Below are 25,848 nucleotides of genomic sequence, written 5' to 3' on the forward strand. Positions count from 1 at the left end.
AGTAAAAAAGTATGAAAAAATTTATAAAAGTTATACGTTGGTTATACCCAGGCTTGCGGATAAAGCGGTGGGTAGGATTATTAGTTTTAAGTAGTTTTTTCGTGATTTTTTCTACGGTTCGTTTTATCTATGATGTTGATCCGGTTTTGCGAATATTCGATTTGGTTTTATTTGTATTTTCTTTCGCCGGTTTTATTGCTGGGGTAAAATCATTGATTGAGAGTTTTTTTGAAGCCATTTATCCTGGGAAGAATAAAGAACTGATTGATATAATTTACGAAAAACGATTTCTTTCCAAGGGACCAAAAATTGTAGCTATTGGTGGAGGAACTGGCTTGTCAACCATCCTTGAAGGCTTAAAGAAATACACCGCGAATATAACCGCAATCGTTACTGTGGCTGATGAAGGAGGGTCTTCGGGGCGATTGCGTGAAGAATTTGGAATATTGCCACCGGGTGATATACGTAACTGCCTTGTTTCCTTGGCTGAGGTTCCTCAGATGATGCGTGATTTGTTTCAATATCGTTTTGAGGAAGGAGATGGTATCAAAGGCCATAGCTTTGGTAATCTTTTCATCACGGCTATGACTCAGGTGACCGGAAGTTTTAAGGATGCTGTAGAAGAATCAAGCATTGTTTTAGCCATCCGGGGAAGGGTTTTGCCTTCGAGCCTTGATCGGATTCGTCTTAAGGCTGAATACGGTGATGGGACAACTAAAGAGGGAGAAGATAAGATTCCTGACGAGGGAAGATCAATAAAGAACATTTGTCTTATTCCTGATGACCCTAAGCCAAATCCCGAAGCAATTGAAGCAATCCGCGAGGCTGAAATAATAGTTTTTGGTCCGGGAAGTCTATTCACTAGCGTTATTCCAAATCTTTTGATTGGTCAGATTAAAGATGAGATTTCGAAGCGCGATGTTATGAAGTTGTATATTTGTAATGTTATGACTCAAAATGGCGAAACTGATGGTTTTACAGCTTTTGATCATTTCAATACAATTGTTTCACACACTAAGAAAAATGTGATTAATAGCTGTTTGGTGAATTCGGGACGTCTTGAACATCGTCTTTTAGTTAAATATGCTCAGGAGAAGTCTTTTCCGGTTATCTTTGATCGTGAGCGTTTTAAAAAGAAAGGCGTGGGAATATTTGAGGCCAATGTTGTTAGTAGAAGCAATTATTTAAGGCATGATTCAGAAAGAGTGTCTAAGGAAATTATAAATATTTATAACTATCGGAAGCGACGATGGAAAGTTTGGAAAAGAAAATAATAGTAAATAAAGAGCATGGTTTACATGCACGGCCAGCAACTATTTTTGTCCAGTTAGCCAATAAGTTTAATTCTTCCGTTAAGGTTGTCAAGGATGGCGAAGCGGTAGACGGTAAGTCAATAATCGCTATTTTAAGTTTAGGGGTAAGCAAGGGGGCAGAAGTGGCTTTAGTTGTTGAGGGTGGTGATTCCCAAGAGGCTATGGACGAACTCAAAAAATTTTTAGAGGCTGAAAATGATTAAATTAAAAGGCATTGCTGTTAGTGGCGGAGTTGGGATCGGAACAGTTCTAACCTTGAGAAAGGATGAGCTTTCGATTCCTAGGAGAAAAATTGCTCATGATGAGATTTCTCGCGAGATCTATCGTTTGGAAGAGGCTTTGATTGAAACTCGTCGGCAAATTTCGGACCTTCAAAAGAAGATTTCTCAAGACATTGGCTTTGATCACGGAAGGATATTCGAAGCTCATTTTTTGGTTCTTGAAGACAGGATGCTTATCGAAGATATTATTAAACAAATTAAAAATAATAAAGTTAACGTAGAGTACGCGTTTTCTCAAAGTGTAAAGAAGTATGTTGATACGCTTTTACATTTGAACGATGAATACTTAAGAGAAAGAGTTGTCGATATCGAAGATATTGCCCGCAGAGTTTTACGGACAATGTTGAAGGAAAAGGCAACTACTTTAAGTAATTTAAAAGAAAAGGTAGTTGTTGTTGCTCATGATCTTGGCCCTTCTCAAACTGCGTCTTTGCCAAAAGAAAATGTTCTTGGGTTTGTTACTGATATCGGAGGTAGGACATCACATACTGCGATTATTGCTCGTACCTTAAGAATTCCGGCAGTCGTTGGTCTCGAAACAGCTACTGATAATATTAAGTCTGGAGATAAAATTATAGTTGATGGGTCAACTGGCGAAGTTATAGTCAACCCGACTGATAAGGTTCTTAAAGAATATGAAAAAAAGTCAACCCTTTATGATAAAGAAATTAAAGCTATCCATATTCCCAAGGCTTTAAAGGCAACAACCAAGGATGGTAAAGAAGTTATTATTTCAGCTAATATTGAGTTACCTGAAGAATTATCTTTAGTTAAACAATACGGAGCAGAGGGTATTGGTCTTTATCGGACAGAGTATATTTTTCTGGGCCGGAGGGATTTACCTTCCGAGGAAGAGCAATATGAGGCTTATCGGTTAGTAGCTAAAAAGGTTAAGCCAAATACAGTAGTTTTTAGGACTATTGATATTGGTGGGGATAAGTTTCTTTCTCGACCAGAAGTTCCCCATGAGATGAGTCCTTTTTTAGGTTGGCGGGCAATTAGGTTTTGTTTAGCCCGACCAGAAGTGTTTAAAGCTCAGCTACGGGCAATTTTGAGAGCTTCGGTTGAGAAAAACGTAAATGTAATGTTTCCGATGATTTCGGGGGTAGAGGAACTCAGGGCGGCCAAAGCTATTCTTAATGAGTGTAAAGGTGAACTACGTAAAGAAAACAAACATTTTGATGAAAAATTGGCAGTTGGCACGATGATTGAAGTTCCTTCGGCAGCTTTAACGGCTGATGCCTTAGCTAAAGAGAGTGATTTTTTTAGTATTGGAACTAATGATTTGATTCAATATTCTTTAGCCGTTGATCGGGGAAACGAAAAGGTTGCTTATCTTTATGAACCGGGGCACCCGGCAGTATTGAAACTTATAAAACAGGTTATCGATGCGGCTCATAAAAATAAGATTTGGGCAGGCATGTGCGGGGAAATGAGTGGTGAGCCTATTTTTTCATTTTTACTTTTAGGTTTAGGGCTTGATAAGTTTAGTATGTCTCCGCCTCAGATTCCTAAAATAAAAGAGTTAATCTCTAACGTTAAATTTTCTGACGCTCAAAAGATTGCCGTCAAGGCTTTAAATATTTTAACCGCCAAGGAAGTTGAAAAGTATTTTCAGGGCGAGCTAAAGAAGATTTTAAAAGATAAATTTAACCATATTTTAATGGTTTAAACTATGAAAGTAATAATTCTTGCCGCCGGTTATGGAACCAGACTTTATCCTTTAACTTATCATATTGCTAAACCGTTATTGCTGGTGAATAAAAAGCCGATGCTTAATTTTTTGATTGATAAGATAGCTATTTTAAAAAAGAGCTTTCCGATTGATGAGGTACGAGTTGTAGTTAATGATAAGTTTTATAAAGATTTTTTAGCCTGGGAGAAAAGATATAAAATAAAAGTAAAGATTGTCAATGATGGTTCAACTAGCCCTGATGATCGTCTAGGTGCAATAAAAGATATGAGATTTGCAATGGGTAAAGAAAAGTGTGATTGGTTGATACTTGGTGGAGATAATTTATTTGAGGATAGTTTGACCAGTTTCTTGGATTTTGCTTTAGATAAAGAATCTAATCCATCAATTGGCCTTTACGATCTGAAATCAAAAAAAGAGGCAACCCGGTTTGGCATAGTTAGTTTAAACACCAAGTCACGAATTGTAAAATTTGCCGAGAAACCAAAGAAACCAGCCTCAACCCTTGCGGCATCATGTGTTTATTTTTTTCCTAAGAAATCCCTAGGGTTACTAAATACATTTGTTAAGGGTCATAGAAGTGTTGATGCTTCCGGGCGCTATATTGCTTGGCTTGTTAGGACGGCTAAGGTTTTCGGTTATATCTTAAAAGGCAAGTGGATTGATATTGGACATATTGATTCTTTAAAGTTAGCCGAAAAAGCATTTAAATAAGATTTAGATTTATGGAGGATTAGTATGCAGTTAAAACAGATGAGAGGAAAAATTGATAAGATAGACAAAAGAATAGTCGAGTTGCTTAACCAGCGGGCTCAGGAAGTAATAAAAATAAGCCTTCTTAAGAAGAAAAAGAAATTATCTCTTTATTCTCCGGAAAGAGAGGCTAGCATGCTTGAGTCTCTTAAAAAGCTAAGCCAGGGGCCTTTGCGTGGAGAAGATATTGAAAATGTTTTTCGGGAAGTTTTATCAGCCTGTCGTTCTCAGAAGGCCAATTTGGAGATTGCCTACTTAGGGCCTCAAGGCACTTTTACTCATCTTGCGGCAATAAAGAAATTCGGCAAAAGACCGGACTATCTTCCGGTAGCAAGTATTAGTGATGTTTTTGATGCCGTCGACAGAGACCAAGCGCAATACGGAGTTGTTCCGGTTGAGAACTCTACCGAAGGGGTAATTAACTATACTTTGGATATGTTTTTTGGCTCATCGTTAAACATTTGCGCTGAGATAACTATGAATATTTCGCACGCCCTCTTAGCTAAAGGGTCTGAGAGTATAAAACGGGTTTACTCTAATCCTGAAGTATTTGCTCAGTGTCGAAACTGGATAGCTGCTTCCTTAAAGGATGTTGAGTTAGTTCCAGTTTCATCGACGGCTAAAGCGGCTAAAGAAGCTAAAAAAGATAAAAATGGTGCTTGTATCGGGAATAAAATTTTGGCCAATCTTTATGGTTTGAGAATAATAGCTTCTTCAATTCAAGACTCATCAAACAATTACACAAGATTTTTGGTAATTGCTAAAAATGATAGTCCACCTTCTGGTAAAGATAAGACCTCTATTTTGTTTTCAACTAAAGATAAAGTAGGGGCTTTGCATGATATTTTGTCATCGTTTAAGGCTTCGGGCTTAAATCTTACTAAAATAGAGTCTCGGCCTTCTAAGAAAAAAGCCTGGGAGTACTATTTCTTTGTCGATTTTCAAGGACACAAGAGCTCTGCTTTGGTTAAGAAGTCTTTGAAGAAATTAGAGAAACAATGTTCCTTTGTTAAACTTCTTGGTTCTTACCCCTGTGAAAATTAGCCTGTTAGTTGAGGCGTTAAAAAATATTAAGGAGATAAAAATCAAAAAAAGCTTTACTTTAATTGAATTAATTGTAGTCATCGCAATCATTGCCATTTTAGCGGCGATCATTGCACCGAATGCTTTTCGAGCAATTGAGAAAGCTAAAATATCTGCCACAGTTCAGGATTTTAAATCTTTTAAAACTGCGACTCAGGCTTATTATGCTGATGTTGGAAAGTGGCCTTGGGAGGGCGCAGTTTGGAATCCACCCAATTGGGACACCAGCAATGGCGAAGGGTATATCAACAATGATGGTGCCTCAGGTTGGGATGGACCTTATTTGGAAGGTTGGCCAAAAGCCAATTGGGGTATGGATTTTGTTTGTTATTATTATTTGAGTGATTGGGATGCAGATGGGATAGCTGAAAGTCATTTTGTTTCAATTCGCAAGAATGCCTTCGTTACTCCTACAGGCAATTCTACAGCCTTGCCAGAACATGTTCGACAAAGGATAGATGAGATTCTTGATGACGGAGATTTGGATACCGGAAAACTTCAGATGGCTAGCGATTTGTATTTTGACTATCTACTAGTTAGATGAAGGCCATTAAAAGCCTAACTAAAACTTTATGGGGACATATCGTAAAGAATTAAAAAAGATCGATAACTATAAGCCGGGAAAACCAATCGAAGAAGTAAAAAGAGCTTTGGGATTGGGTGAGGTCTATAAACTGGCTTCTAACGAGATTCCTTTTGAACCGACCTATATAAAAAAAGCTGTTTTGGCTGAGATTAAGAACATTAATCGTTATCCAGAAAGTGGTTCATTTTACCTGAGGCAAAAATTAGCTAAAAAACTAAAAGTTAACGAAGAACAGCTAGTTTTTGGTAACGGATCTGACGAGTTGATTGTTCTGGCACTTAAGGCCTTTGTTGAAAAGGGTGACCAGGTTATAGTGTCTTATCCGACCTTTTTGATTTATGAAATTCAAGCAAAAATAGCCGGTGCTAAAGTTATTAGAGTTCCTTCCAGCGGCTTGCGTTACGATTTAGAGGAAATAGCAAAGAAGGTAAATAAGAAGACAAAGATTATTTTTATTGCTAATCCTGATAATCCTACCGGAACCTATTTGACTCAGCGAGAAATTAATAATTTTTTAGCTAAAATTCCTAAGTCGATATTAGTTTTTTTTGATGAGGCTTACTTTGAATTTGCACCAAAGAATTTTCCTAAAAGTTTGGCTTTTTTAAAGAAAAGAGGCAATATCATTGTAACTAGAACATTTTCTAAGGCCTATGGCTTGGCTGGCTTGCGTATTGGTTATGGAGTTACTACTAAAGAGATAGCCGGTATTTTAAATAAAATTAGGGAGCCGTTTAATATTAATCGCTTTGCTCAAGTAGCGGCCGTTGCCGCTTTAGGAAACAACAGTTTTTTAAAAAAGGCAGTAAGCTATGTAAATAATGAAAAGAGCTATTTTTATCGAGAATTAAAAAAATGCAAACTTTCATTCGTTGAGAGCGCGACTAATTTTGTAGTGGTTGATTTTAAGAAGAGCACTAAGGGGCTTTATGATTATTTGTTGAAAAATGGCGTTATTGTTCGTGAACTTAAGGGTTGGGGCTTGTCGCGTTACTTTCGAGTGACTGTGGGCCTAGCTAAGGAAAATAGAAAATTTATAAGTTGTTTAAAGGCTTATTTAGCCAAAATTAAAGGATAAACTATGATTATTGTATTTAAAAAAGGCGCAACTGAACAGGAAGTTTCAAATTTAATCAGCCGAATTGAAAAATTAGGATTGAAGGCAATGATTTCCAAAGGTACTGAACGAACTATTGTCGGAGTCATCGGTCCGGAAGACATAATTCGTTTGCATCCTTTAGAGGTTTTTCCCGGTGTTGAAAAAGTAATGCCGGTCTTGGCGCCCTATAAGCTTGTATCTCGAGAGTTTAAAAAAGATGACACAGTAGTAAAAATTGCAAGAGGCGTTGAAGTTGGCGGTAAGAAAATAACAGTTATCGCTGGTCCTTGTTCCATAGAGAGTGAAGCTCAGCTTATGGAGGTTGCTAAGAAAGTCAAAAAATCCGGAGCTTCAATTTTAAGGGGAGGCGCTTTTAAGCCTAGAAGCTCTCCTTATACTTTTCAAGGTTTAGGCCAGGAAGGTTTAAAGATTCTAAAAGATGCATCGGATAAATTTTCAATAGCTACAGCTACTGAAGTTATGGACACCCGCGATGTCGAGCTAGTTGCAAGGTACAGTGATTGTTTGCAAATCGGGGCTCGCAATATGCAGAATTTTAATCTTTTAAAGGAAGTCGGCCAAACCAAGAAGCCGGTTATTTTAAAGCGCGGCCTGAATGCTACGATAAAAGAGCTTTTGATGAGTGCTGAATATATATTAAGCGAAGGAAATTTTAATGTAATCCTTTGTGAGCGGGGGATACGCACCTTTGAAGATTTTACCCGTAATACTTTAGATATCAGCGCAGTCCCAGTAATAAAGTTGCTATCACACCTACCAATTGTAGTTGATCCGTCTCATGCTGCCGGAAAGTGGGGGTTGGTTGGTCCGTTAAGTAAAGCTGCTATTGCAGCTGGTTGTGATGGTTTATTAATTGAGGTCCATCCTAATCCTCAAGAGGCTTTAAGCGATGGGCCACAGCAGTTATTGCCCGAGAACTTTGCAAGTTTGATGAATGAATTAAAGGATATAGCTAAAATAGTAAAAAGACAAATGTAGGGTGAAGATGGATTTGAAAAGAGTTAAAAAAATAGCAATAATCGGTGTTGGATTTATGGGCGGATCTTTAGCTTTAGCTTTGAAGAAGAAGCTGCCTTATGCGAAGATTTGGGGGTTTGCCCGCAGTCAGAAGTCTTTTAATAAGCTTAAAAGGTTAAGTTTGCTGGATCGGGTTGAGAAAGATCTAGCTAAACTGGTGGTTGATTCAGATCTAGTAGTTTTTGCTTTACCGGTTAAGGTTATTTGTAGTTACTTTAAAAAAGTTTCTCCTTTTTTAAAAGAAGGGGCTACGGTTATCGATTTAGGAAGCACAAAACAGTTAGTCGAAAAATCGGCCAAAATGAATTTACCGCGTTCGATCGATTTCATTGCTTGCCATCCTTTAGCCGGAAGTGAAAAGAGTGGCGCTGAATTTAGCCACGAAAATCTTTATCAAGGTTCAGTTTGCTTGATTACTTCTTCGCCCAAAGCCAAGGCAGCTAAATCAGTAAAGAATTTTTGGCAAAAGCTAGGCTGTCGGGTTGTTTTTATTAGCGCTAGTCAGCACGATAAAGTTCTTTCTGGTATATCTCACCTGCCGCATTTAATTTCTTTTTCGCTCAGTGAGCTTATTTCTGAAGATTATTTGAAGTTTTCTACTAACAGTTTTAAAGATTTAACTCGCATAGCTAACTCGCCAGCTTTAGTTTGGGCAGATATTTTTATTTCTAATAGTGACAACATTGTAAGGGATTTGAAAGGCTATATTAAAATTTTAAAAAAATATCAAGCTTTGTTAAAAAAAGGCGATCGGGAGCTAATTGTTAAGTTAATCACCAAGGTAAATCACAAACAAAAAAAGATTATATGATTATTGCTATTGATGGGCCAGCCGGATCAGGCAAAACTACTGTGGCTCGACTTTTGGCTAAAAGATTAGGTATTTCTTATCTTGATACCGGAGCCATTTATCGTGTTTTAACCTATCTTGCCTTAGAGCGTAAAATTGGCGCTTGGGACGAAGAGGCTTTAACCGAGCTGGCTAAAATTCTCAATTTGGATTTAAAGGGGAGCGAAGTTTATCTCGACGGTGTTGACCTTAGCGAGAAGATTAGGACCCCGCAAATAGATAAGTCTATCTCAGCGGTAGTTTCTCATCCCGAGGTACGAAAGGTAATCGTAGAGCTACAGAGAAAAATCGTTGAAAAAGGAGATTTTGTCGTAGAGGGTCGCGATATTACTACAGTTGTTTTTCCGGATACCGAATACAAGTTTTATCTTGATGCTGACCCGAACATTCGCGCTGAAAGGCGATCGAAAGAACTGCAAACTAAAGGAGTAAGCATTGAGCTTTCTGAGGTTCAGGAGGATTTAGAGAAACGAGATTATGCTGATAAGAATAGAGAAGTTGGAGCTTTAAAAAAAGCTCCTGATGCCTTTTTTATTGATACCAGCAATTTAACTATCGAGCAATCCGTTGAGGAGATAGCAAAGCATATTCAAGTGAAGTAACTTCTAAGGTTTACGTGGAAGAAAAAAATAACATCCGCAATTTTTGTATTATTGCCCACATCGATCATGGAAAGTCTACCCTTGCCGATAGATTTCTAGGTTTGTCCGGAGCTCTCGCAAGAAGCAAGACTAAAGAGCAGATGCTTGACAGTATGGAGCTTGAGCGAGAACGGGGAATTACTATAAAGGCAAAAGCGGTTAGATTGAATATAACTTGGCAAGGCAAAGAATATATTTTGAATCTTGTTGATACTCCTGGGCATGTTGATTTTAGCTATGAGGTAGCTAAGTCGTTAAAAGGTTGTGAGGGGGCTATTATTTTGGTAGATGCTTCTCAGGGTATAGAAGCTCAGACTGTAGCCAATTTTCATCTAGCCTTAGAAAGTGACTTAAAAATTATGCCGGCTCTTAATAAAATAGATTTACCAAGCGCTGATCCTAAAAGGTGCATAAACCAACTTTTTGAAGTTTTTGGTTTTAAGGAGGAAGAAATTTCCTTAATTTCGGCTAAAGACGGAAAAGGTGTGGAAGAATTACTGGCTAGAGTTATCAATGAAATACCACCGCCCTTTGGTGATGTCAATAAGCCGCTTAAGGCTCTTCTGTTTGATTCAGCTTATGATTCTTATCGGGGGGTTATTCTTTTCCTAAGAATTTTTGACGGTAAAATTTACCGCGGTGATTCAATCGTTCTTATGCACCAAAATAAAACTTACAAGGTTGAGGAGGTAGGGGTATTTTTACCTCAGGCTGAAAAAAGAGACAGTCTTTCTTGTGGTGAGGTTGGTTATATTTGTTGTAATATTAAAAATCCTCAGGAGATCGATGTCGGCGATACGGTAACTAGCGCTAAAAATCCTACAAAAGAAGCTTTCGCTGGTTACAAGAAGCTACCGCCAATGGTCTTTTCGGGAATTTTCCCTTCATCGCCTAAAGATTATCCGGCCTTACGTCGGGCAATGGAGAAGTTAAAGCTTTCTGATCCATCTTTTGTTTATGAGCCTGATAACTTGGGTAATCTCGGGCACGGTTTTAGATGTGGTTTTCTAGGCCTTCTTCATATGGAAATAGTTCAGGAGCGCTTAGAGCGTGAGTATAATCTTGACTTGATACTTACTTCACCTAGCGTCCGCTATAGAATAAAGCGTAGAGGTGCCAAGGAGTTTGAGGATGTAGATATTCCTCATCAGTTTCCTGATCCGGGAGTTATTGAGGAAATGCAGGAGCCTTATGTTCGGGCTATAATAATCGCTCCTCCTGATAATATGGATGATTTATGCGAATTGGCAAAGAACCGGCGCGGTGAATTTGTTAAAATGGATTATATCGGTCGAGATCGAGTAAATATTATTTTTGATTTACCGTTAGGGGAAATAGTGATTGATTTTTATGATAACATAAAGTCTCTTACTAAGGGGTATGCTTCATTTGATTATGAGTTTGTTGGGTATCGAAAAACCGAAATCGTAAAATTAGATATTCTTTTTAATCAGAAAAAAGCTGAAGCCTTTTCTTTTTTAGTGCATAAACAAAAGTGTGACGTTAAAGCTCGCTCGGTAGCTGATCGCCTGAAGGATTTAATTCCTCGCCAGATGTATGAGGTGAAAGTTCAGGTAGCGATTGGGGCGAAAATAATTGCTTCCAGTCGAATATCAGCTTTAAAGAAGAACGTTACCGCTAAGTGCTATGGAGGAGATATTAGCCGTAAGCGTAAACTTTGGGAAAAACAGAAAAAGGGTAAGAAAAAGATGAAACAGTTGGGTAATGTTACTTTTCCTAACGATGCCTTTTTAGAAGTATTAAAGATGTAGTATGAATAAAAAAAGTCAGTTACGAGAGTGGATTGAAGCTTTGGTTGTTGCTGGGGCGATAGCTATATTTGCCAGGAGTTTTTTCTTTCAAATTTATAAGATCCCTACGACTTCTATGGTTCCAACCCTTATGCCTGGCGATAAGATTTTTGTGAGCAAATTAACCTATGGCCCTAAGGTACCATTTACGCCTTTTCGTATTAAAGGTTTTGCTAAACCGCAAAGGGGAGAAGTGGTAGTGTTTATACCTCCACATGATCGAAAGAAAGCCTATATTAAAAGATTGATTGGGCTACCTGGGGATAAAGTAGTTATTAAGGGAGGGAATATCTATATTAACGAGAAGATGGTGGTTGATTCGAAAATGACACATTATTATTATAATCAGGGAGAATATGCAAAAGAGGAAGAGCCTATAGTTGTTCCCGAAGACCAGTATTTTTTTCTCGGCGACAATAGTATTTCATCATTGGATAGCCGATACTGGGGATTTGTTGATAAAAAAGATGTTGTTGGTAAGGCTATATTTATTTGGTGGCCGCCTAGGCGGATAACCATGATTGAGTAACTAAGGAGGTATCCTATGAATTCAAAAGGGTTAGCTTTGGTATTGTTGTCAGTAGTTTTTGTTTTTACCGGATGCACAACAACTCAGAAAGGGGCAGCTACCGGGGCAGTCGTCGGTGGAGGTCTAGGGGCGATAATTGGGCATCAATCCGGTAAAACCGGTGCTGGTGCAGCAGTTGGCGCAGCAGTTGGGGGTATTGGCGGGGCTATAGTTGGAGAAAAATTAGATAATAAGTTTTGTCCTACTTGCGGTAGAAGGTTTGCTGGTTCGGTTCAGTATTGTCCTTATGATGGGGCAACTTTAAAGAATATTGATAAGTAAACGGTAACCATAAACTATGAGTTTAGCTGATAAAGTATCTACCATAAGAATTATCCTTATTCCGGTATTTGTTTCTCTGCTTATTTACGCTCGTTACCATCCTTTTCTGCGATATCTAGCTATAGTGGTGTTTATCTTAGCGATTCTTAGCGATTTTTTTGATGGCTTGGTGGCGAGAATAAAGAAAGAGAAATCAGACTTAGGGCAGATTATTGATCCCTTAGCTGATAAGTTGTTACTTCTAACATCTTTCATTAGCCTTTACTTTCTTTCAAACTCTTTACAACTTAATGTGTATTTGTGGTTAGTTTTAGTGGTTATTAGCAGAGATTTTGTTATATTTTTAGGCTTTGCAATTTTACACTTCCTTAAGATTGAGGTGGTTATTGCGCCTTCAATTTGGGGAAAACTCACCACTTTCTTTCAGATGTTCACTATTCTTTGGATTTTGTTAGGAGCTCCTTATTATTTTTTCGTTTCTTTGACAGCAGTAATTTTTACTTTGATTTCTGGTATTGATTACTTTATAAGAGGGGTAAGAGCCGCACAGTGCAACAATTAATTCTTTTAATAGTTAGCTACCTTGTGGGCAGCATACCTTTTGGGTTTGTAGCTGTTTACTTAGTTAAAAAAGTAGACATTCGAACTCTTGGCTCAGGTAATATTGGTGCGACTAATGTAACCAGAGTTTTAGGTAAACCTTGGGGTATAGCAGTTTTCATTTTAGATTTTTTAAAAGGGTTTATTTGTCCTTTAATTGTGACCCGGTTAGTTGACGACCCGAAGATTTTGCTTTTTATTTTTGCCGCTTTATTAGCAGTGTCCGGGCACAACTGGACTTGTTTTTTAAAGTTTAAAGGTGGAAAAGGGGTTGCTACCAGTATTGGTGCGATTTGCGGACTAGCAGTTAAATTCCCAGTGTTAATTCCGGTTTTAGTTATTTCAATTATTGTTTGGATTGTGGTATTTTTTGTTTCGAAGGTGGTATCTTTGGCCTCATTAGCCAGTGCTTTTTCATTTTTAATTTTTTCAATTATTTTTTATTTTACAATCGGATTACCTTGGGAGTTTTTGATTCTTTCGGTATTGCTTTTTTTGTTCATAGTTCTAAGGCACAGAAAGAATATAAAGAACATTTTAGCTAAAAAAGAGTTACATTTTTGAATTTGTTTGACACTAAATATGGCAAAGAGTATAATTGAAATATTAATTATTATATAAAGGGAGGATGATATGGTTAAAGAGAAAGATAACTCTGCTAACAAAAAGAAAGCTTTAGAATTAGCTCTTGCTCAGATTGAGAAACAGTTTGGCAAGGGAGCTATAATGCGTATGGGCGAGGATACTCATCTTGATATTGAGTCTATTCCTTCGGGAATAATTTCTTTAGATAAGGCTTTTGGGGTAGGTGGCTTACCACGGGGGAGAGTGGTTGAAATATTCGGACCAGAATCTTCCGGTAAAACTACCCTTACGCTAAGCATTATTGCCCAGGGCCAAGGCAATTCAGGTGTAGCAGCCTTTATCGATGCTGAGCATGCCTTTGATCCTGCCTATGCTCGTTTAATCGGTGTAAAATTAGACGAGCTTCTAATTTCGCAGCCGGATACCGGAGAGCAGGCTTTGGAAATTGTCGAAACCTTAGTAAGATCTAATGCGGTTGATTTAATCGTTGTTGATTCAGTAGCAGCCTTGGTACCTAAGGCCGAAATCGAAGGGCAGATGGGTCAATCGCAAGTTGCGCTTCAAGCCCGTCTTATGAGTCAGGCTTTAAGAAAACTAACCGCGGCGATAAGTAAGTCTAAATCTTGTGTTGTGTTTATTAACCAGTTGCGGGAGAAAATCGGAGTTATGTTTGGTTCTCCAGAAGTTACTCCGGGAGGCAGGGCCTTGAAGTTTTACTCTTCAATGCGGATTGATTTAAGAAGAATTGCGACTATTACTGGACCTTCGGGTGCGATGGGTATAAGGGTTCGGGCTAAAATAGTTAAGAATAAAGTAGCCGCACCTTTTAAGGAAGCAATTTTTGAAATTATGTATACCGAGGGAGTATCTAAGGCCGGAGCCTTAATTGATGCTGCTATTGATGGAGGATTGATTAAGAAAGCCGGAAGTTGGTTTTCTTATAAAGATAAAAATTTAGCTCAAGGTAAAGAGCAGTTGAGAGCCTTAGTAAAGGAAGATGAAAGCTTACGTCGCGAGCTAGAAGAAGCTTTAGGCACAACTGCTTCTAGTTAATTCAACCAATCCTGATTTTTATCAGGTGAATATGGAGGCCAAAATGAAGAAGATAATCAGTTTAATAACTATCGCTATCGTTTTTAGCTTGTCTACATATGCTCAGAGTGTAGCGACTTTAGAGAAATTAACCATTGATGTTGCTGCTAGTACTGGAAAATCAGTAGTTTCAATAAGTAGCGAGGTCAAAGAAAAAGTCAACGGAAGACGTTACTTTGAGTCTCCCTTTGGAGATTCTGAGGATGATCCTTTTAGGGGATTTTTTGAGGATTTTTTTGGAGCGTTGCCGGATAGAGAATTCCGTCGGATGGGTTTAGGCAGTGGAGTGATTATTGATAAAGACGGTTACATTCTTACTAATGCTCATGTTGTTGCTGGTGCCACTAAGGTAAAAGTTAAGCTTTATGATGGAAGAGAATTTGATGCCGAAGTGAAAGGATCCGATGAAAGAAGTGATTTGGCGGTAGTAAAAATAAAAGCTAAAGATCTTCCGGTGGCTAAGCTTGGTGATTCAAGTGAGTTGAAGATCGGAAACTGGGTAGTTGCCATAGGTAATCCTTTTGGGTTTGCCATTGAGAATCCTGAACCGACAGTTACTGTCGGAGTTGTCAGTGCCCTGCATCGTTATTTACCGGCTTTAGGTAACCGTCAAGGTAGTCTTGATGATTTGATTCAAACCGATGCTGCGATTAATCCTGGGAATAGCGGTGGTCCATTGGTAAATTTAAAGGGTGAAGTCATCGGCATAAATACAGCAATAATAACTACTTCCGGAGGTTATCAAGGGTTAGGTTTTGCCACTCCGATTGATAAAGCTAAGCGAATTCTTAATAAACTACTTAAGGGTGAAAGTATTCTCTACGGGTGGCTCGGGGTTAGTATACAGAATCTAAATGAAGATTTGCGCAATTATTTTGATATTAAGGAGAAGAAGGGCGTTATTATTCTAAAAGTTTACAAGGATTCTCCGGCTGAAAAAAGCAACCTCAACGAAGGAGATCTAATTACTGAGTTTGACGGGAAAGTGGTTGAGACTACAAGAGATTTGTCGCGGATGGTTTCTTCTTCCGAGGTCGGTAAACTGGTGCCAATTAAAATAGTTCGCTCAGGAAGTAAAATTTCTTTAACTGTAAAGATTGGTAAGATTCCTGAGAATGTTGAAGAGGTAGAGCTTTCGACTGCGAGCAAGACCTCTTTTAGGGGTTTGTCGGTAGAAGATTTAGATTTACAAACTAAGCGAAAATTCAAAATAAAGCTTGATGAAGGCGTTGTTGTGGTAGCTATCGAGAATGATTCCTTAGCTGACCAAAGTGGTTTGATGATAGGTGACGTTATTACTAAGATTGAAAACAAGAATATAAAAAATAAAGCTGAATTCCAAGAAGTGGTTTCCAAAATAAAGGGTAACTGTTTGGTTAAAACTAATCGTGGTTATTTTGTTCTTAAAAGTAAGTGAAGGATTTTAACCAAGCGCTCAGTTATTCATTTTTACTTCTTAAGTATCGAGCTCGTTCAAAGACCGAACTTGTCCGGCGACTTAAGGAGAAGAAGTATAGTGGATCAGTAGTCAAGCAGACGGTTCAGTATTTAGAGAAGAATAATTATATTGATGATAAAGAATTCGCAAGATTGTTTATTTTGAGCGCAATCGAAAAAGGATGGGGTCCACGAAAAGTAGATTTTCGTCTTAAACAGTTAGGCGTTTCTTATGATTTGCGAAAGCCCACACCAACTTTAAACACTGCTTTCAATAATAAGTTAAGTCAAATAGTAGAGGAAAGAGTAACTTGTCTTAAGAAGCAAAAACCGCCACTTTCTTCGAAAAAAATATCACAGAAAGTGATGCGGCTGGTTTTATCAAGAGGGTTTAATTATTCTGAGGTTAGCAGGATAATTGATGGTTTAGGAGTAACTAATTTTGAAAACTGTTGAATTAAGAAATGCATTTTTAGATTTTTTTAAAGCTAAGGGGCATAAGTTCTTTACATCTGATACTTTAGTTCCCGATGATCAGTCATTACTTTTTACTTCAGCCGGAATGAATCAGTTTAAGCCTTACTTTTTGGGTGAAAAGAAAGATATAAAAACAGCTACATCTTGTCAGAAGTGCTTGCGTACTGGTGACTTAGAGAATGTTGGTAAAACTGCCTATCACCATACTTTTTTTGAGATGCTTGGTAATTTTTCTTTCGGTGATTATTTCAAGAAAGAAGCTATAGTCTATGCTTGGGAGTTTATTACTAAAAAAGCAAAACTAAAGGAGAAAGATTTATGGGTTTCGGTATATAAAGATGATGTCGAGGCCTATAAGATTTGGAAGGATCAAATAGGGATTCCTAAAAACAAAATTGTTAAATTAGGAGAGGACAGCAACTTTTGGCCGGCAAATGCTCCTAGCCTAGGTCCTGATGGACCTTGCGGCCCGTGTTCAGAGATTTTTTTTGATCAAGGGGAAGAAGTTGGCTGTAGAAAAAAAGGCTGTAACCCCGATTGTAGTTGCGGCCGGTTTGTTGAAGTTTGGAATTTAGTTTTTACGCAGTTTAATCGAACAGGAAAAAATAAATTAGAACCTTTGCCTCAGAATAACATTGATACTGGTATGGGCCTTGAAAGGATGGCTTGCGTTTTGCAGGGTAAAAACTCTAACTTTGAAATTGATATTTTAGCGCCGATAGTTAGTCAAGCTAGACAGCTGATTGCTACAGAAAAGCAAGATAAGGCAACACTTGGGTTAATATACGCTATAGTTGATCATGTTCGAGCAGCAACCTTTTCTATTTCTGACGGAATATATCCTTCAAATGAAGATAGGGGATATGTAATTAGAAAAATAATTCGTAAAGCTCTTTGGTCTGCACATCTTTTGGCTAAAAAAGAGCCTTTTCTTTATAGTTTGTCTGACTATGTTGTTGAGGTAATGAAAGATGTTTATCCTGAACTAGATAAGAAAAGAGAAGCCATTGCTAAAGTTATCCGGGCCGAAGAGGAAAAATTTTTGGCAACTCTTAACGATGGACAGTATCAGATCTCGTTACTAGTTAAAGCTTTAAACAAAGAAAATAAAAAAACAATAAAATCCGAAGACCTATTTCGTTTTTATGATACTTATGGATTACCGCTTGAGCTTACTAAGGAGATAGCTAAGGAAGCCAGTTTGGGGGTAGATGAAAAAGGGTTTAATGATTTACTAAAGCAACAACAAGAACGTTCTCGGAAAAAGAGTATGTTTGATGAAAATATATTTAAAAAAGGAAAGTTAAGCTTAACCGAGAAAACTAAGTTTGTTGGCTATGAACTTAATGAAATTAAAGTTTCAATAGAGAAGGTATTTTTAGGTGATGAGACCTTGGTTGTTTTAGATAAAACTCCTTTTTATCCTGAAGCTGGTGGCCAACTTTCAGACAAAGGTATTATTAAGTCAGATCAAGGTGAGTTTCAAGTAGAACAAGTTTTTAAAGTTAATGAAGCAATTGTCCATAAAGGTACAATCATTAAGGGGAACATAGAAAAAGGAGCTTGTTTGGCCGTTGTCGATACCAAAAGAAGAAAGGCTTTAGCTCGTTCGCATACGGCAACTCATCTTTTGCAGGCTGCTTTACGTAGAGTTTTGGGCGATCACGTTGTTCAGCAAGGCTCATTAGTTGATGAAGATAAATTTCGTTTTGATTTTACTCATTTTAATAAGTTAACTGAAGAAGAGAAGGCCAAGATTACCGCCTTAGTTAAAGAGTTTATCAAAGGCCGGGCTAAGGTTGAGAAGAAAGAACTTAGCTTTAAGCAGGCCAAAGAAGAAGGAGCCTTAGCTTTTTTTAAGGATAAGTATCAGGACAAGGTAAGGGTAGTTTCGATTTCTGATTATAGCAAAGAGCTTTGCGGCGGGACTCATGTTGATAACACTGCTGAAATAGAGGATTTTGAAATCGAGTCGGAGTCTTCAATCAGCAGCGGCATTAGAAGAATCAGGGCTTCAGTAGCTAAACAGGCTCAGCTAGTCATAGAGGTTCGTCAAAAAACAGAGGAAGAGCTAAAAAAGCGTTCTGAAGAGTCGAAGAAGCCGGATCGGGGAAAAATTACTCAAAAATTCAATCAAGGAAAGGAAGAACTTTTATTAAAGACTCCAGAAATTATAAAGGGAGTAAATCTTCTATATGTTTACAGTCAAGAGAGTCCCCTTACGATTAAGGAAGAGAAGGAAGTTATGCTTAAATTGTCAGATAGCTTAAAGAAAAAAATAAAATTGGCAGTTATATTCTTAGTTAGAAGAGTTGAGGGCAAGGATATTTTTATTTGCTCAGCTGGCGATGATCTAGTTAATAAGGGCTTTAGTTGCCGAAAACTAATTTCTGAGTTTGGAGAAAAATTATCCCTAAGAGGCGGTGGAAGTGATAAAATAGTCCAAGGATCAGTAGCTAACTGGAGTGATGGATTCTTAGACCAATTAAAAGAGGTTCTTAACCAATTTATAAAATTATGAGAGTAGTAAGAAATTTAGACAGTTTAGAAAAAATACTTAGCAAGAAAAGGCTAAGAAAAAACAAAATTAACGAGAAGGTTGCTAAGATTATAAAGAGCGTTAGCGATAGTGGTGATATTGCCTTAGTTGAATTTACCAAGAAGTTCGATAAGGTAAAGATATCTCATCGCGAACTCAGGATAAGCGAATCGGAGATAAGCGCAGCCTTTAATGAGTTAGATTCAAAACTTATCTCGGCTTTTAAGGTAGCCATAGATAACGTAACTAAATTCTATAAACACCAGATTCCTAAAACAACCAGAGTAAGAAACGCAAACGGTAAAACGCTTACCAGCCGTTATGTGCCACTTGAACGTGTCGGCGTGTATGTTCCAGCCGGAACCGCTCCTTTAGTTTCATCGGTCTATATGGCAGTTATCCCAGCTATAGTTGCTGGAGTAAAAGAAATAGTCTTAGCCTCGCCACCAGGAAAAGATAAGAGCCTGAATCCTTTCATTCTGGCGATGGCATCTTTGCTTAAAATAAAGGAAATTTATCGTATTGGTGGCGCTCAAGCAGTAGGTGCCTTGGCTTACGGAACTAAAACAATTAAAAAGGTTGATAAAATTGTTGGTCCGGGTAATGAATTTGTGACTGAAGCTAAGCGTCAGGTTTTCGGCAAGGTCGGTATTGATATGTTGGCCGGTCCTTCGGAAGTAGTTATTTTAGCCTCTAAGGATGCCAATGTAGAATATATTATTGCTGATTTAGAGTCACAAATTGAGCATTATAATGGATCAGGTATTTTAATTACTAATTCTAGGAGAATTATTCGTGAAGTTAGGAAAAGGAAAACTCCTGGCTTAGCTTTAAGAGTTAGGAACCTTGAAGCTGGTTGCCAAGTGGTTAATCGGATCGCTCCTGAACATTTAGAAATTTTAACTAAGAAGCCGGCAGCCCTATTGAAAAAAATTAAAAACGCCGGCGCAATATTTTTAGGAGATTATACTCCGGTGGCTTTAGGAGACTATACGGCTGGGCCAAGTCACGTTCTCCCCACCGGTGGAAGCGCGCGTTTTTTCTCTTGTCTTTCAGTGAAGGATTTTTTGAAAGAAGTCCATGTGATAAATTACACTAAAAAGGCCTTGCAGGAAGAGGTAGAAGTTTTAGAGAAAATAGCCGGATTGGAGGGGATGAATAAACACATTGAAAGTGTTAAGAAGAGGCTTCAAGCATAAGGAGATCAGATGAGAAAAGCCCAAATAAAAAGAAAGACTAATGAAGTGGACATAAAGGGTAATTTTGTTGTTGATGGGGAAGGCAAAACCAAGCTAAATACTAGTTTTGAGCCGCTCAATCATTTATTGACCCTTTTTGCCTTTCACGGTTTGTTTGATTTAGATTTAGCGGCTGAAGGCGATCTTCAGCATCATATAATTGAAGATATTGGCATAGCTTTAGGTAAGGCCTTCAAGGAAGCTTTGGGTGATAAAAGTGGTATCAATCGGTACGGTAGCTTTTCAGCAACCATGGATAAAGTGGTGGTTGAAGCTAATGTTGACATATCGGGTAGGCCATCTTTACATAGAGAAATTACCGCGGCCAATAAAGTTGGTGTCGATACAATTTTAGATAGTGGGACCTTCGATGATACTAGCTTTACCGCTAAACATGCCGAAGAGTTTTTAGAAGCTTTTACTCAGCATGGGGGATTGAGCCTGGTCTATAACATAAAGTCAGGAGAAGGTGATCTTCATCACATTCTGGAAGCTCTTTTTAAAGCGATGGGCAAGGCTCTAGATCAAGCTACCCAGATTGATCCACGCCGCAAAGGCATTCCTTCGACAAAAGGAATAATTGATTAATTAGTAATTAAAATTATGATAGTAGTTGTTGATTACGGAATGGGTAATTTAAAAAGCGTAGCTAACGCTTGTAGGCTTTTAGGAAAACCGGCTATAGTTACTGATTCTAAGGAAGTAATAGCTAAGGCTGAGAAGATAATTTTTCCTGGTGTTGGTCATTTTGCTCAGGCGATGAAAGAGCTTAAAAAGCGAGGTTTGATTTCGGTAATTAAGAAAAAGATAGCCGAAGGCGCTCCTTTTTTCGGTATCTGTTTAGGTATGCAGATATTATTTGAGGAAAGCCAGGAAGCCCCGGGACTAAAGGGTCTAGGAGTTATTAAAGGAAAGGTTAAGAAGTTTAAAGATAAGAGTTTGCGTATTCCTCATATGGGTTGGAATCAGATAAATATTAAAAAGCCAACTATGTTTAAAGGGGTTAAAGACAGAAGTTTTCTTTACTTTGTTCACTCCTACTATTGTGAACCAAAAGATAAGAAAATAGTTGCAACTACTACTGATTATGGGGTTGAATTTGTTTCAAGCATAAGTGTTGAAAATATCTGGGCAGTTCAATTCCACGCTGAGAAAAGTCAAAGATTAGGCCTTAAGCTTTTCGATAACTTTTTAAAACAATGATTGTAATACCGGCTATCGATTTATATCAAGGAAAGGTTGTCCGCCTTATAAAAGGGGATATAAAATATTCTAAGGTTTACAGCGATAATCCTGTAGAGATTGCCAAAAAATGGGAAGCTGAGGGTGCAGAGCTTCTTCACTTAGTTGATCTTTCGGCTGCTCTTGGTGAAGGTGATAACTTAGAGGTAATAAAGGATATCATTGCTGAAGTTGACATCGAGGTTCAGGTTGGTGGTGGCATACGTGATATTAAGAAGGCTAAACAGCTTTTGTCCTTAGGCGTTGAAAGGGTAATTATTGGAACCAAAGCTTTAGACGAGGACTTTCTTAATGAGGTTTTAAAATCTTTAGGTAAAGAGAAGTTTGCTATTGGCGTAGATGTTTTTAATTCTTGTTTGGCAATTGATGGCTGGAAGGAAAAGACTGATTTCAGCGGTTTAGATTTTGTAGCTTACCTGCAGCTTAAAGGTATAAGCTGGGTCATTTATACCGATGTTTGTCGCGATGGAACTTTGGAAGGCCTTGACTTCGATCAGATAACTAAGCTAGATATGTTTAGCGATATGAAAATTATAGCTTCCGGAGGAGTAGCTTCTTTAGATGATTTAAGGTTGTTGAAGAAACGTGCCCCTTTCATTTGGGGGGTTATAGTTGGCAAGGCTCTCTATGAAGGTAAATTTACCCTGACTGAAGCCCTTGGTGAGTAATTCTGTCGGTTTGCAATTTAGCTGTTGACAATATTATCAAATATGATATAAAAGGCTCTTAAGAATTTCAAGAAAAATATGAAAAAGACTAAGTTTTTCAACCCTAAAGAGAGAAGGTGGGTAGTTATTGACGCCAAGGATAAGGTCTTAGGCCGTCTAGCTACGCGTATAGCCATAGTTTTGCAAGGTAAAAATAAGGCGACTTATACACCAAATTCTATTTGTGGTGATCGGGTCGTTGTGATTAACGCAAGGCATGCAAGACTTACTGCTAATAAGGCTGAAACTAAGAGCTATGATCGTTATTCAGGATATCCTAGTGGTCGCAAGGATTTAACTTTAAAAGAGTTAATGAAGAAAAATCCTACTCGGGTAATGTATCTGGCGGTAAAGGGCATGGTTCCCAAGAATAACCGTGGCAGAGAAATGATGAAATCTTTAAAAATATATGCTGAGGCTGAGCATAATCAGCAGGCTCAGAAACCGGAGTCAATTAATATTTAATTATGAAAGCAAAAATAAAAGAAAAAGAAAATTTCGCTGCCACTGGCCGAAGGAAAAAAGCTATCGCTCGGGTACGTGTTTTTCCTCAAGGAAAAGGTAAATTAGTGATTAATGGTAGAGATTTTGAGGCTTACTTTTCTACAGTTGATAATAGAATGCAGGTTAGGAAAACATTAATTGTAACTGAGTCTGAAGGTAAAATGGATGTTTTCGCTAATGTTAGTGGGGGAGGCCTTAGCGGCCAGGCTGGAGCTGTAAGCTTAGGTATAGCTCGTTGTATGGTTGAATGGAATCCAGAACTTCGTAGTTTATTGCGAAGGGAAGATCTTCTTACCCGTGATCCTCGCGCCAAAGAACGCAAGAAATACGGCCGTAAAGGCGCCCGCAAAAGATTTCAGTGGACGAAACGGTAACTTTTACAGTTACTTTCAAGTCTTAATTCCAGTAAAACTATTTGATTGGGTTAATTGTTTAGGCCTGAAATGCCTTGACAATTCTAGCTATTTGGGTTAATTTATTTTATTATGTTTAGTTCAATTGAAGATATTTTAGCTGATATTTTAGTCGGAAAGCCAGTAATCGTAGTCGACGATGAGGCTCGAGAAAATGAGGGGGATTTAGTAGTTGCTGCTGAATTCGCTACTCCTGAGGCGATTAATTTTATGATTAAGGAGGCTCGGGGTTTAGTTTGCGTTCCGATGGAGCGTTCGCGAATCGAAGCTCTTGATTTAGAGCCAATGCATCATAAGCCTTCCCGAGATCCTTTCAAAACAGCTTGGCGAGTTTCAGTAGATGCTGCTACTGGAGTTACTACTGGTATTTCAGCCTTTGATCGTTCAAGGACTATTTCAGTTTTAATTAACCCTGAAAGTAAACCAAGCGATTTTACAAAACCAGGCCATCTATTTCCTCTAGAGGCTAAAGACGGTGGAGTACTGACAAGAACTGGGCATACTGAAGCTGCTGTAGATTTAGCTAAGTTGGCAGGGGTTTACCCGGCTGGAGTAATTTGTGAAATAATAAAGGAAGATGGTTCAATGGCTAGGCTTCCGGGTTTGATAAAGTTTGCCAAAAAGCACGGGTTAAAGATATGTACCATTGCTTCGTTAATTAAGTATCGCAGCAAGAAAGAAAAACTAGTAAAGTTAGTTACGGAAGTCAATTTGCCTACCGATTACGGACAGTTTAAACTTTTTCTTTACGAATCTTTACTTGATGGATCTGAGCACTTAGCTTTAGTTAAAGGAACGATAAGTGAAAAATCGGTTTTAGTACGTGTGCATTCAGAGTGTCTTACTGGAGATATTCTTACTTCGCACCGTTGTGATTGTGGTAATCAACTTCATCAGTCGATGAAAATGATTGCTGATTGCGGTGGGGTCCTTCTTTATATGCGTCAGGAAGGAAGAGGAATTGGTTTAAAAGCTAAGATGAAAGCTTACCATTTACAGGAGAAAGGCCTTGATACTGTCGAGGCAAATCAGAGCTTAGGCTTTGCTTCCGATCTTAGAGATTATGGAATCGGAGCCCAGATTTTGGTAGAATTAGGGGTTAGGAAAATAAAACTTTTAACTAATAATCCTAAGAAAATAATCGGTCTCCAGGGGTATGGTTTAGAAATTACTGAGCGGGTGCCGATAAAAAGTGTCGCACATCCAGAAAGTGAACGTTATCTTAAAACTAAGAAGAATAAATTGGACCATATATTGTAAGAGGAGGTAGCTATGAAAGAAATAAGAGGCAGTTTCTCCGGTAAAGGAAAAAAAATCGCCATCATTGTTTCCCGATTTAACGAATTTATCAGTAATCAGTTGCTTGCCGGATGTGTTGACGCTTTAAAGAAGTCAGGCGTAGCCGATGGCAGTATTTCGGTTATTTGGACACCGGGAGCTTTTGAGATACCACAGGTATTGAGCAAGTTGGAAACAAAGAAGTTTGATGCGGTTATTGCTTTGGGGGCGGTAATTAGAGGTGAAACTCCCCATTTTGATTATATTGCTTCTGAAGTTTCTAAAGGAGTTGCTCGTTTTGCTCAAGATAAAAAAGTTCCAGTAGTCTTCGGAGTAATCACCGCTGATACAGTTGAGCAGGCAGTTGAGCGCTCTGGCACTAAGCAAGGCAACAAAGGTCGCGATGCTGCCTTAAGTGCTCTAGAGATGGCAGACATTTATTTGCAAATTTAATTTTCGATATTTGATTTTTTAAAATGCGTTTACGAACAAAATCCCGGGAGATTGCCCTAAGTCTTCTCTACCAAATAGAGCTGTCAAAAATTTCCCCATCAGACGCCCTCAAGAATTATTCAGAACAATATCCCCAAAAACAAGAAGTTATTGATTTTTTTTCTTTGTTGGTTGAAGGTGTGCATAAAAATATGGACCAAATTAATTTTTTGATAAAAAAGTATGTTAAGAACTGGGAAATTAGCAGAATGGCAGTTATTGATCGTAATATTTTGCGTTTAGCTTGTTTTGAATTATTGTTTTTAGACGATATTCCACCCAAGGTAACCATCAACGAGGCAATTGAGCTTGCCAAGCGTTTCGGTGATTTAGATTCGCCGCGATTTGTTAATGGCATGGTAGATAAAATATATAAAGCCGAGGGCAAGAATGTTGATAAATAGAGTTAGCAATGATCGCTGCGATTTACATATTCATTCTAAGTTTTCTGATAGTGACTTAGAAGTAGAGGATATTTTTAAGCAGGCTAAAGAAAAAGGCCTTCGTTGCATTGCTATAACTGATCATGATACATGCGAAGGCATTCCTGAAGCTCGAATTAATAGTAAGAAATATGACATTGAGCTGATTGAAGCTTTTGAGTTAAGCGCTCAACACAAAGATGTTGAGGTTCACATTCTAGGCTATTTTGTTGATTCTGATAACTTAGAGTTTCGTAAAGAGTTGGATGAGGTTAAAATATCGCGGCGTAATCGACTCATTGAAATGACTGAGGTTTTAGCTTCCTTAGGCTTAAAGGTAGACCCAAAAGAGTTAATGTCAATGGTTGGCGATATAGTACCAACTCGTTTGCATCTAGCATTATATCTTTTGAATAAAGGAATAGTTTCATCTTTGTATGAAGCTTTTCGAAAATATCTTTCGCCGGGCAAGCCAGCTTATCGGGCTCGCTTTAAGCATTCGGTAGCTGATGCAGTTAATCTAATTAAAAAGCATCAAGGACTTTCCTTCTTGGCTCATCCGCATATAATAACTAGGCAGGATTGGGTTGAAGAGTTTCTTTCTTTAGGCATAGACGGCTTAGAGGTGGCTTATTCGAGCATGTCTCCGGCTAAAAAATTGATGTACGGTAATTTGGTAAAGAAGCTTGGTCTTCTTAGGAGCGGTGGTTCTGACGCCCATGGCAGTTATAAGCAGTTTACCAAAATTGGCAAAATAACTATTCCTTATCAGTGGGTTGAAGAAATGAAGGCCCGTCGAGAAGCTTTAAAAACTTAAAAAGATT

At 38.2% G+C, this 25,848-nt stretch carries 29 protein-coding genes; all 29 read left to right on the plus strand.

Going from position 1 to position 25,848, the window contains the following annotated elements; all coding sequences use genetic code 11:
* Positions 1-11 precede the first annotated feature (11 nt).
* Positions 12-1,274, plus strand: coding sequence for a YvcK family protein (locus tag K9L86_03730; GenBank protein MCF7907965.1), 1,263 nt, complete (start codon positions 12-14; stop codon positions 1,272-1,274).
* Positions 1,250-1,516, plus strand: a complete 267-nt coding sequence (locus tag K9L86_03735; GenBank protein ID MCF7907966.1) for an HPr family phosphocarrier protein — start codon at positions 1,250-1,252, stop codon at positions 1,514-1,516. Before K9L86_03730 ends, K9L86_03735 begins: the two co-directional genes overlap by 25 nt.
* Positions 1,509-3,266 (plus strand): phosphoenolpyruvate--protein phosphotransferase, encoded by a 1,758-nt coding sequence (gene ptsP / locus K9L86_03740; protein ID MCF7907967.1) that lies wholly within the window; start codon positions 1,509-1,511, stop codon positions 3,264-3,266. The genes K9L86_03735 and ptsP overlap by 8 nt, the downstream gene beginning before the upstream one ends.
* A gap of 3 nt (positions 3,267-3,269) precedes the next feature.
* Positions 3,270-4,001 carry a nucleotidyltransferase family protein gene (locus tag K9L86_03745; GenBank protein MCF7907968.1) on the plus strand — a complete coding sequence of 244 codons (732 nt, stop codon included), beginning with the start codon at positions 3,270-3,272 and terminating at the stop codon, positions 3,999-4,001.
* A 24-nt stretch (positions 4,002-4,025) separates the two neighbouring features.
* Entirely contained in the window at positions 4,026-5,084 is a 1,059-nt protein-coding gene (gene pheA, locus K9L86_03750) for a prephenate dehydratase (protein ID MCF7907969.1), read from the plus strand.
* A complete protein-coding gene (locus tag K9L86_03755; protein MCF7907970.1) occupies positions 5,074-5,667 on the plus strand; it encodes a type II secretion system protein GspG in 594 nt (197 codons plus the stop codon). The genes pheA and K9L86_03755 overlap by 11 nt, the downstream gene beginning before the upstream one ends.
* 28 nt (positions 5,668-5,695) lie before the next feature.
* Positions 5,696-6,787 (plus strand): histidinol-phosphate transaminase, encoded by a 1,092-nt coding sequence (hisC, locus tag K9L86_03760; protein MCF7907971.1) that lies wholly within the window; start codon positions 5,696-5,698, stop codon positions 6,785-6,787.
* A gap of 3 nt (positions 6,788-6,790) precedes the next feature.
* Positions 6,791-7,807: a 3-deoxy-7-phosphoheptulonate synthase gene (gene aroF, locus K9L86_03765; GenBank protein MCF7907972.1), complete on the plus strand. Its 1,017-nt coding sequence runs from the start codon at positions 6,791-6,793 to the stop codon at positions 7,805-7,807.
* Positions 7,808-7,814: 7 nt separating this feature from the next.
* On the plus strand, positions 7,815-8,657 hold the full coding sequence (locus K9L86_03770) for a prephenate dehydrogenase (protein MCF7907973.1): 843 nt from the start codon (positions 7,815-7,817) through the stop codon (positions 8,655-8,657).
* On the plus strand, positions 8,654-9,298 hold the full coding sequence (cmk, locus tag K9L86_03775; GenBank protein ID MCF7907974.1) for a (d)CMP kinase: 645 nt from the start codon (positions 8,654-8,656) through the stop codon (positions 9,296-9,298). Before K9L86_03770 ends, cmk begins: the two co-directional genes overlap by 4 nt.
* Positions 9,299-9,312: 14 nt before the next feature.
* Entirely contained in the window at positions 9,313-11,109 is a 1,797-nt protein-coding gene (lepA, locus tag K9L86_03780; protein MCF7907975.1) for a translation elongation factor 4, read from the plus strand.
* 1 nt (position 11,110) lies between these two features.
* Positions 11,111-11,677 (plus strand): signal peptidase I, encoded by a 567-nt coding sequence (lepB, locus tag K9L86_03785; GenBank protein MCF7907976.1) that lies wholly within the window; start codon positions 11,111-11,113, stop codon positions 11,675-11,677.
* A gap of 15 nt (positions 11,678-11,692) precedes the next feature.
* Positions 11,693-11,998, plus strand: coding sequence for a hypothetical protein (locus tag K9L86_03790; protein MCF7907977.1), 306 nt, complete (start codon positions 11,693-11,695; stop codon positions 11,996-11,998).
* A gap of 16 nt (positions 11,999-12,014) precedes the next feature.
* Positions 12,015-12,560, plus strand: a complete 546-nt coding sequence (locus K9L86_03795) for a CDP-alcohol phosphatidyltransferase family protein (GenBank protein MCF7907978.1) — start codon at positions 12,015-12,017, stop codon at positions 12,558-12,560.
* Positions 12,548-13,162: a glycerol-3-phosphate 1-O-acyltransferase PlsY gene (plsY, locus tag K9L86_03800; GenBank protein MCF7907979.1), complete on the plus strand. Its 615-nt coding sequence runs from the start codon at positions 12,548-12,550 to the stop codon at positions 13,160-13,162. The genes K9L86_03795 and plsY overlap by 13 nt, the downstream gene beginning before the upstream one ends.
* A gap of 69 nt (positions 13,163-13,231) precedes the next feature.
* Positions 13,232-14,236, plus strand: coding sequence for a recombinase RecA (recA, locus tag K9L86_03805; protein MCF7907980.1), 1,005 nt, complete (start codon positions 13,232-13,234; stop codon positions 14,234-14,236).
* 43 nt (positions 14,237-14,279) lie between these two features.
* Positions 14,280-15,692, plus strand: a complete 1,413-nt coding sequence (locus tag K9L86_03810; protein ID MCF7907981.1) for a Do family serine endopeptidase — start codon at positions 14,280-14,282, stop codon at positions 15,690-15,692.
* Positions 15,689-16,168, plus strand: coding sequence for a RecX family transcriptional regulator (locus K9L86_03815; protein MCF7907982.1), 480 nt, complete (start codon positions 15,689-15,691; stop codon positions 16,166-16,168). Before K9L86_03810 ends, K9L86_03815 begins: the two co-directional genes overlap by 4 nt.
* Positions 16,155-18,710: an alanine--tRNA ligase gene (gene alaS, locus K9L86_03820; GenBank protein MCF7907983.1), complete on the plus strand. Its 2,556-nt coding sequence runs from the start codon at positions 16,155-16,157 to the stop codon at positions 18,708-18,710. The genes K9L86_03815 and alaS overlap by 14 nt, the downstream gene beginning before the upstream one ends.
* On the plus strand, positions 18,707-19,927 hold the full coding sequence (gene hisD / locus K9L86_03825; protein ID MCF7907984.1) for a histidinol dehydrogenase: 1,221 nt from the start codon (positions 18,707-18,709) through the stop codon (positions 19,925-19,927). Before alaS ends, hisD begins: the two co-directional genes overlap by 4 nt.
* Positions 19,928-19,936: 9 nt before the next feature.
* The gene (locus tag K9L86_03830) at positions 19,937-20,554 is read left to right on the plus strand and encodes an imidazoleglycerol-phosphate dehydratase (GenBank protein MCF7907985.1); all 618 of its coding nucleotides are present in this window, start codon (positions 19,937-19,939) and stop codon (positions 20,552-20,554) included.
* A 15-nt stretch (positions 20,555-20,569) separates the two neighbouring features.
* Positions 20,570-21,169, plus strand: a complete 600-nt coding sequence (hisH, locus tag K9L86_03835; GenBank protein MCF7907986.1) for an imidazole glycerol phosphate synthase subunit HisH — start codon at positions 20,570-20,572, stop codon at positions 21,167-21,169.
* Positions 21,166-21,876 (plus strand): 1-(5-phosphoribosyl)-5-[(5-phosphoribosylamino)methylideneamino]imidazole-4-carboxamide isomerase, encoded by a 711-nt coding sequence (gene hisA / locus K9L86_03840; GenBank protein MCF7907987.1) that lies wholly within the window; start codon positions 21,166-21,168, stop codon positions 21,874-21,876. Before hisH ends, hisA begins: the two co-directional genes overlap by 4 nt.
* A 78-nt stretch (positions 21,877-21,954) precedes the next feature.
* Positions 21,955-22,380, plus strand: a complete 426-nt coding sequence (gene rplM / locus K9L86_03845) for a 50S ribosomal protein L13 (protein MCF7907988.1) — start codon at positions 21,955-21,957, stop codon at positions 22,378-22,380.
* Between the two features lie 2 nt (positions 22,381-22,382).
* Positions 22,383-22,793 carry a 30S ribosomal protein S9 gene (rpsI, locus tag K9L86_03850; protein ID MCF7907989.1) on the plus strand — a complete coding sequence of 137 codons (411 nt, stop codon included), beginning with the start codon at positions 22,383-22,385 and terminating at the stop codon, positions 22,791-22,793.
* Positions 22,794-22,904: 111 nt separating this feature from the next.
* The gene (locus K9L86_03855; GenBank protein MCF7907990.1) at positions 22,905-24,092 is read left to right on the plus strand and encodes a bifunctional 3,4-dihydroxy-2-butanone-4-phosphate synthase/GTP cyclohydrolase II; all 1,188 of its coding nucleotides are present in this window, start codon (positions 22,905-22,907) and stop codon (positions 24,090-24,092) included.
* A 12-nt stretch (positions 24,093-24,104) separates the two neighbouring features.
* Positions 24,105-24,563 (plus strand): 6,7-dimethyl-8-ribityllumazine synthase, encoded by a 459-nt coding sequence (gene ribE, locus K9L86_03860; GenBank protein ID MCF7907991.1) that lies wholly within the window; start codon positions 24,105-24,107, stop codon positions 24,561-24,563.
* A gap of 23 nt (positions 24,564-24,586) precedes the next feature.
* On the plus strand, positions 24,587-25,006 hold the full coding sequence (nusB, locus tag K9L86_03865) for a transcription antitermination factor NusB (GenBank protein ID MCF7907992.1): 420 nt from the start codon (positions 24,587-24,589) through the stop codon (positions 25,004-25,006).
* Positions 24,993-25,841 (plus strand): PHP domain-containing protein, encoded by an 849-nt coding sequence (locus K9L86_03870; GenBank protein MCF7907993.1) that lies wholly within the window; start codon positions 24,993-24,995, stop codon positions 25,839-25,841. The genes nusB and K9L86_03870 overlap by 14 nt, the downstream gene beginning before the upstream one ends.
* Positions 25,842-25,848: the final 7 nt, after the last annotated feature.

The sequence above is a fragment of the Candidatus Omnitrophota bacterium genome, from assembly GCA_021735655.1.
GTDB lineage: Bacteria > Omnitrophota > Gorgyraeia > Duberdicusellales > 4484-171 > JAHKAJ01.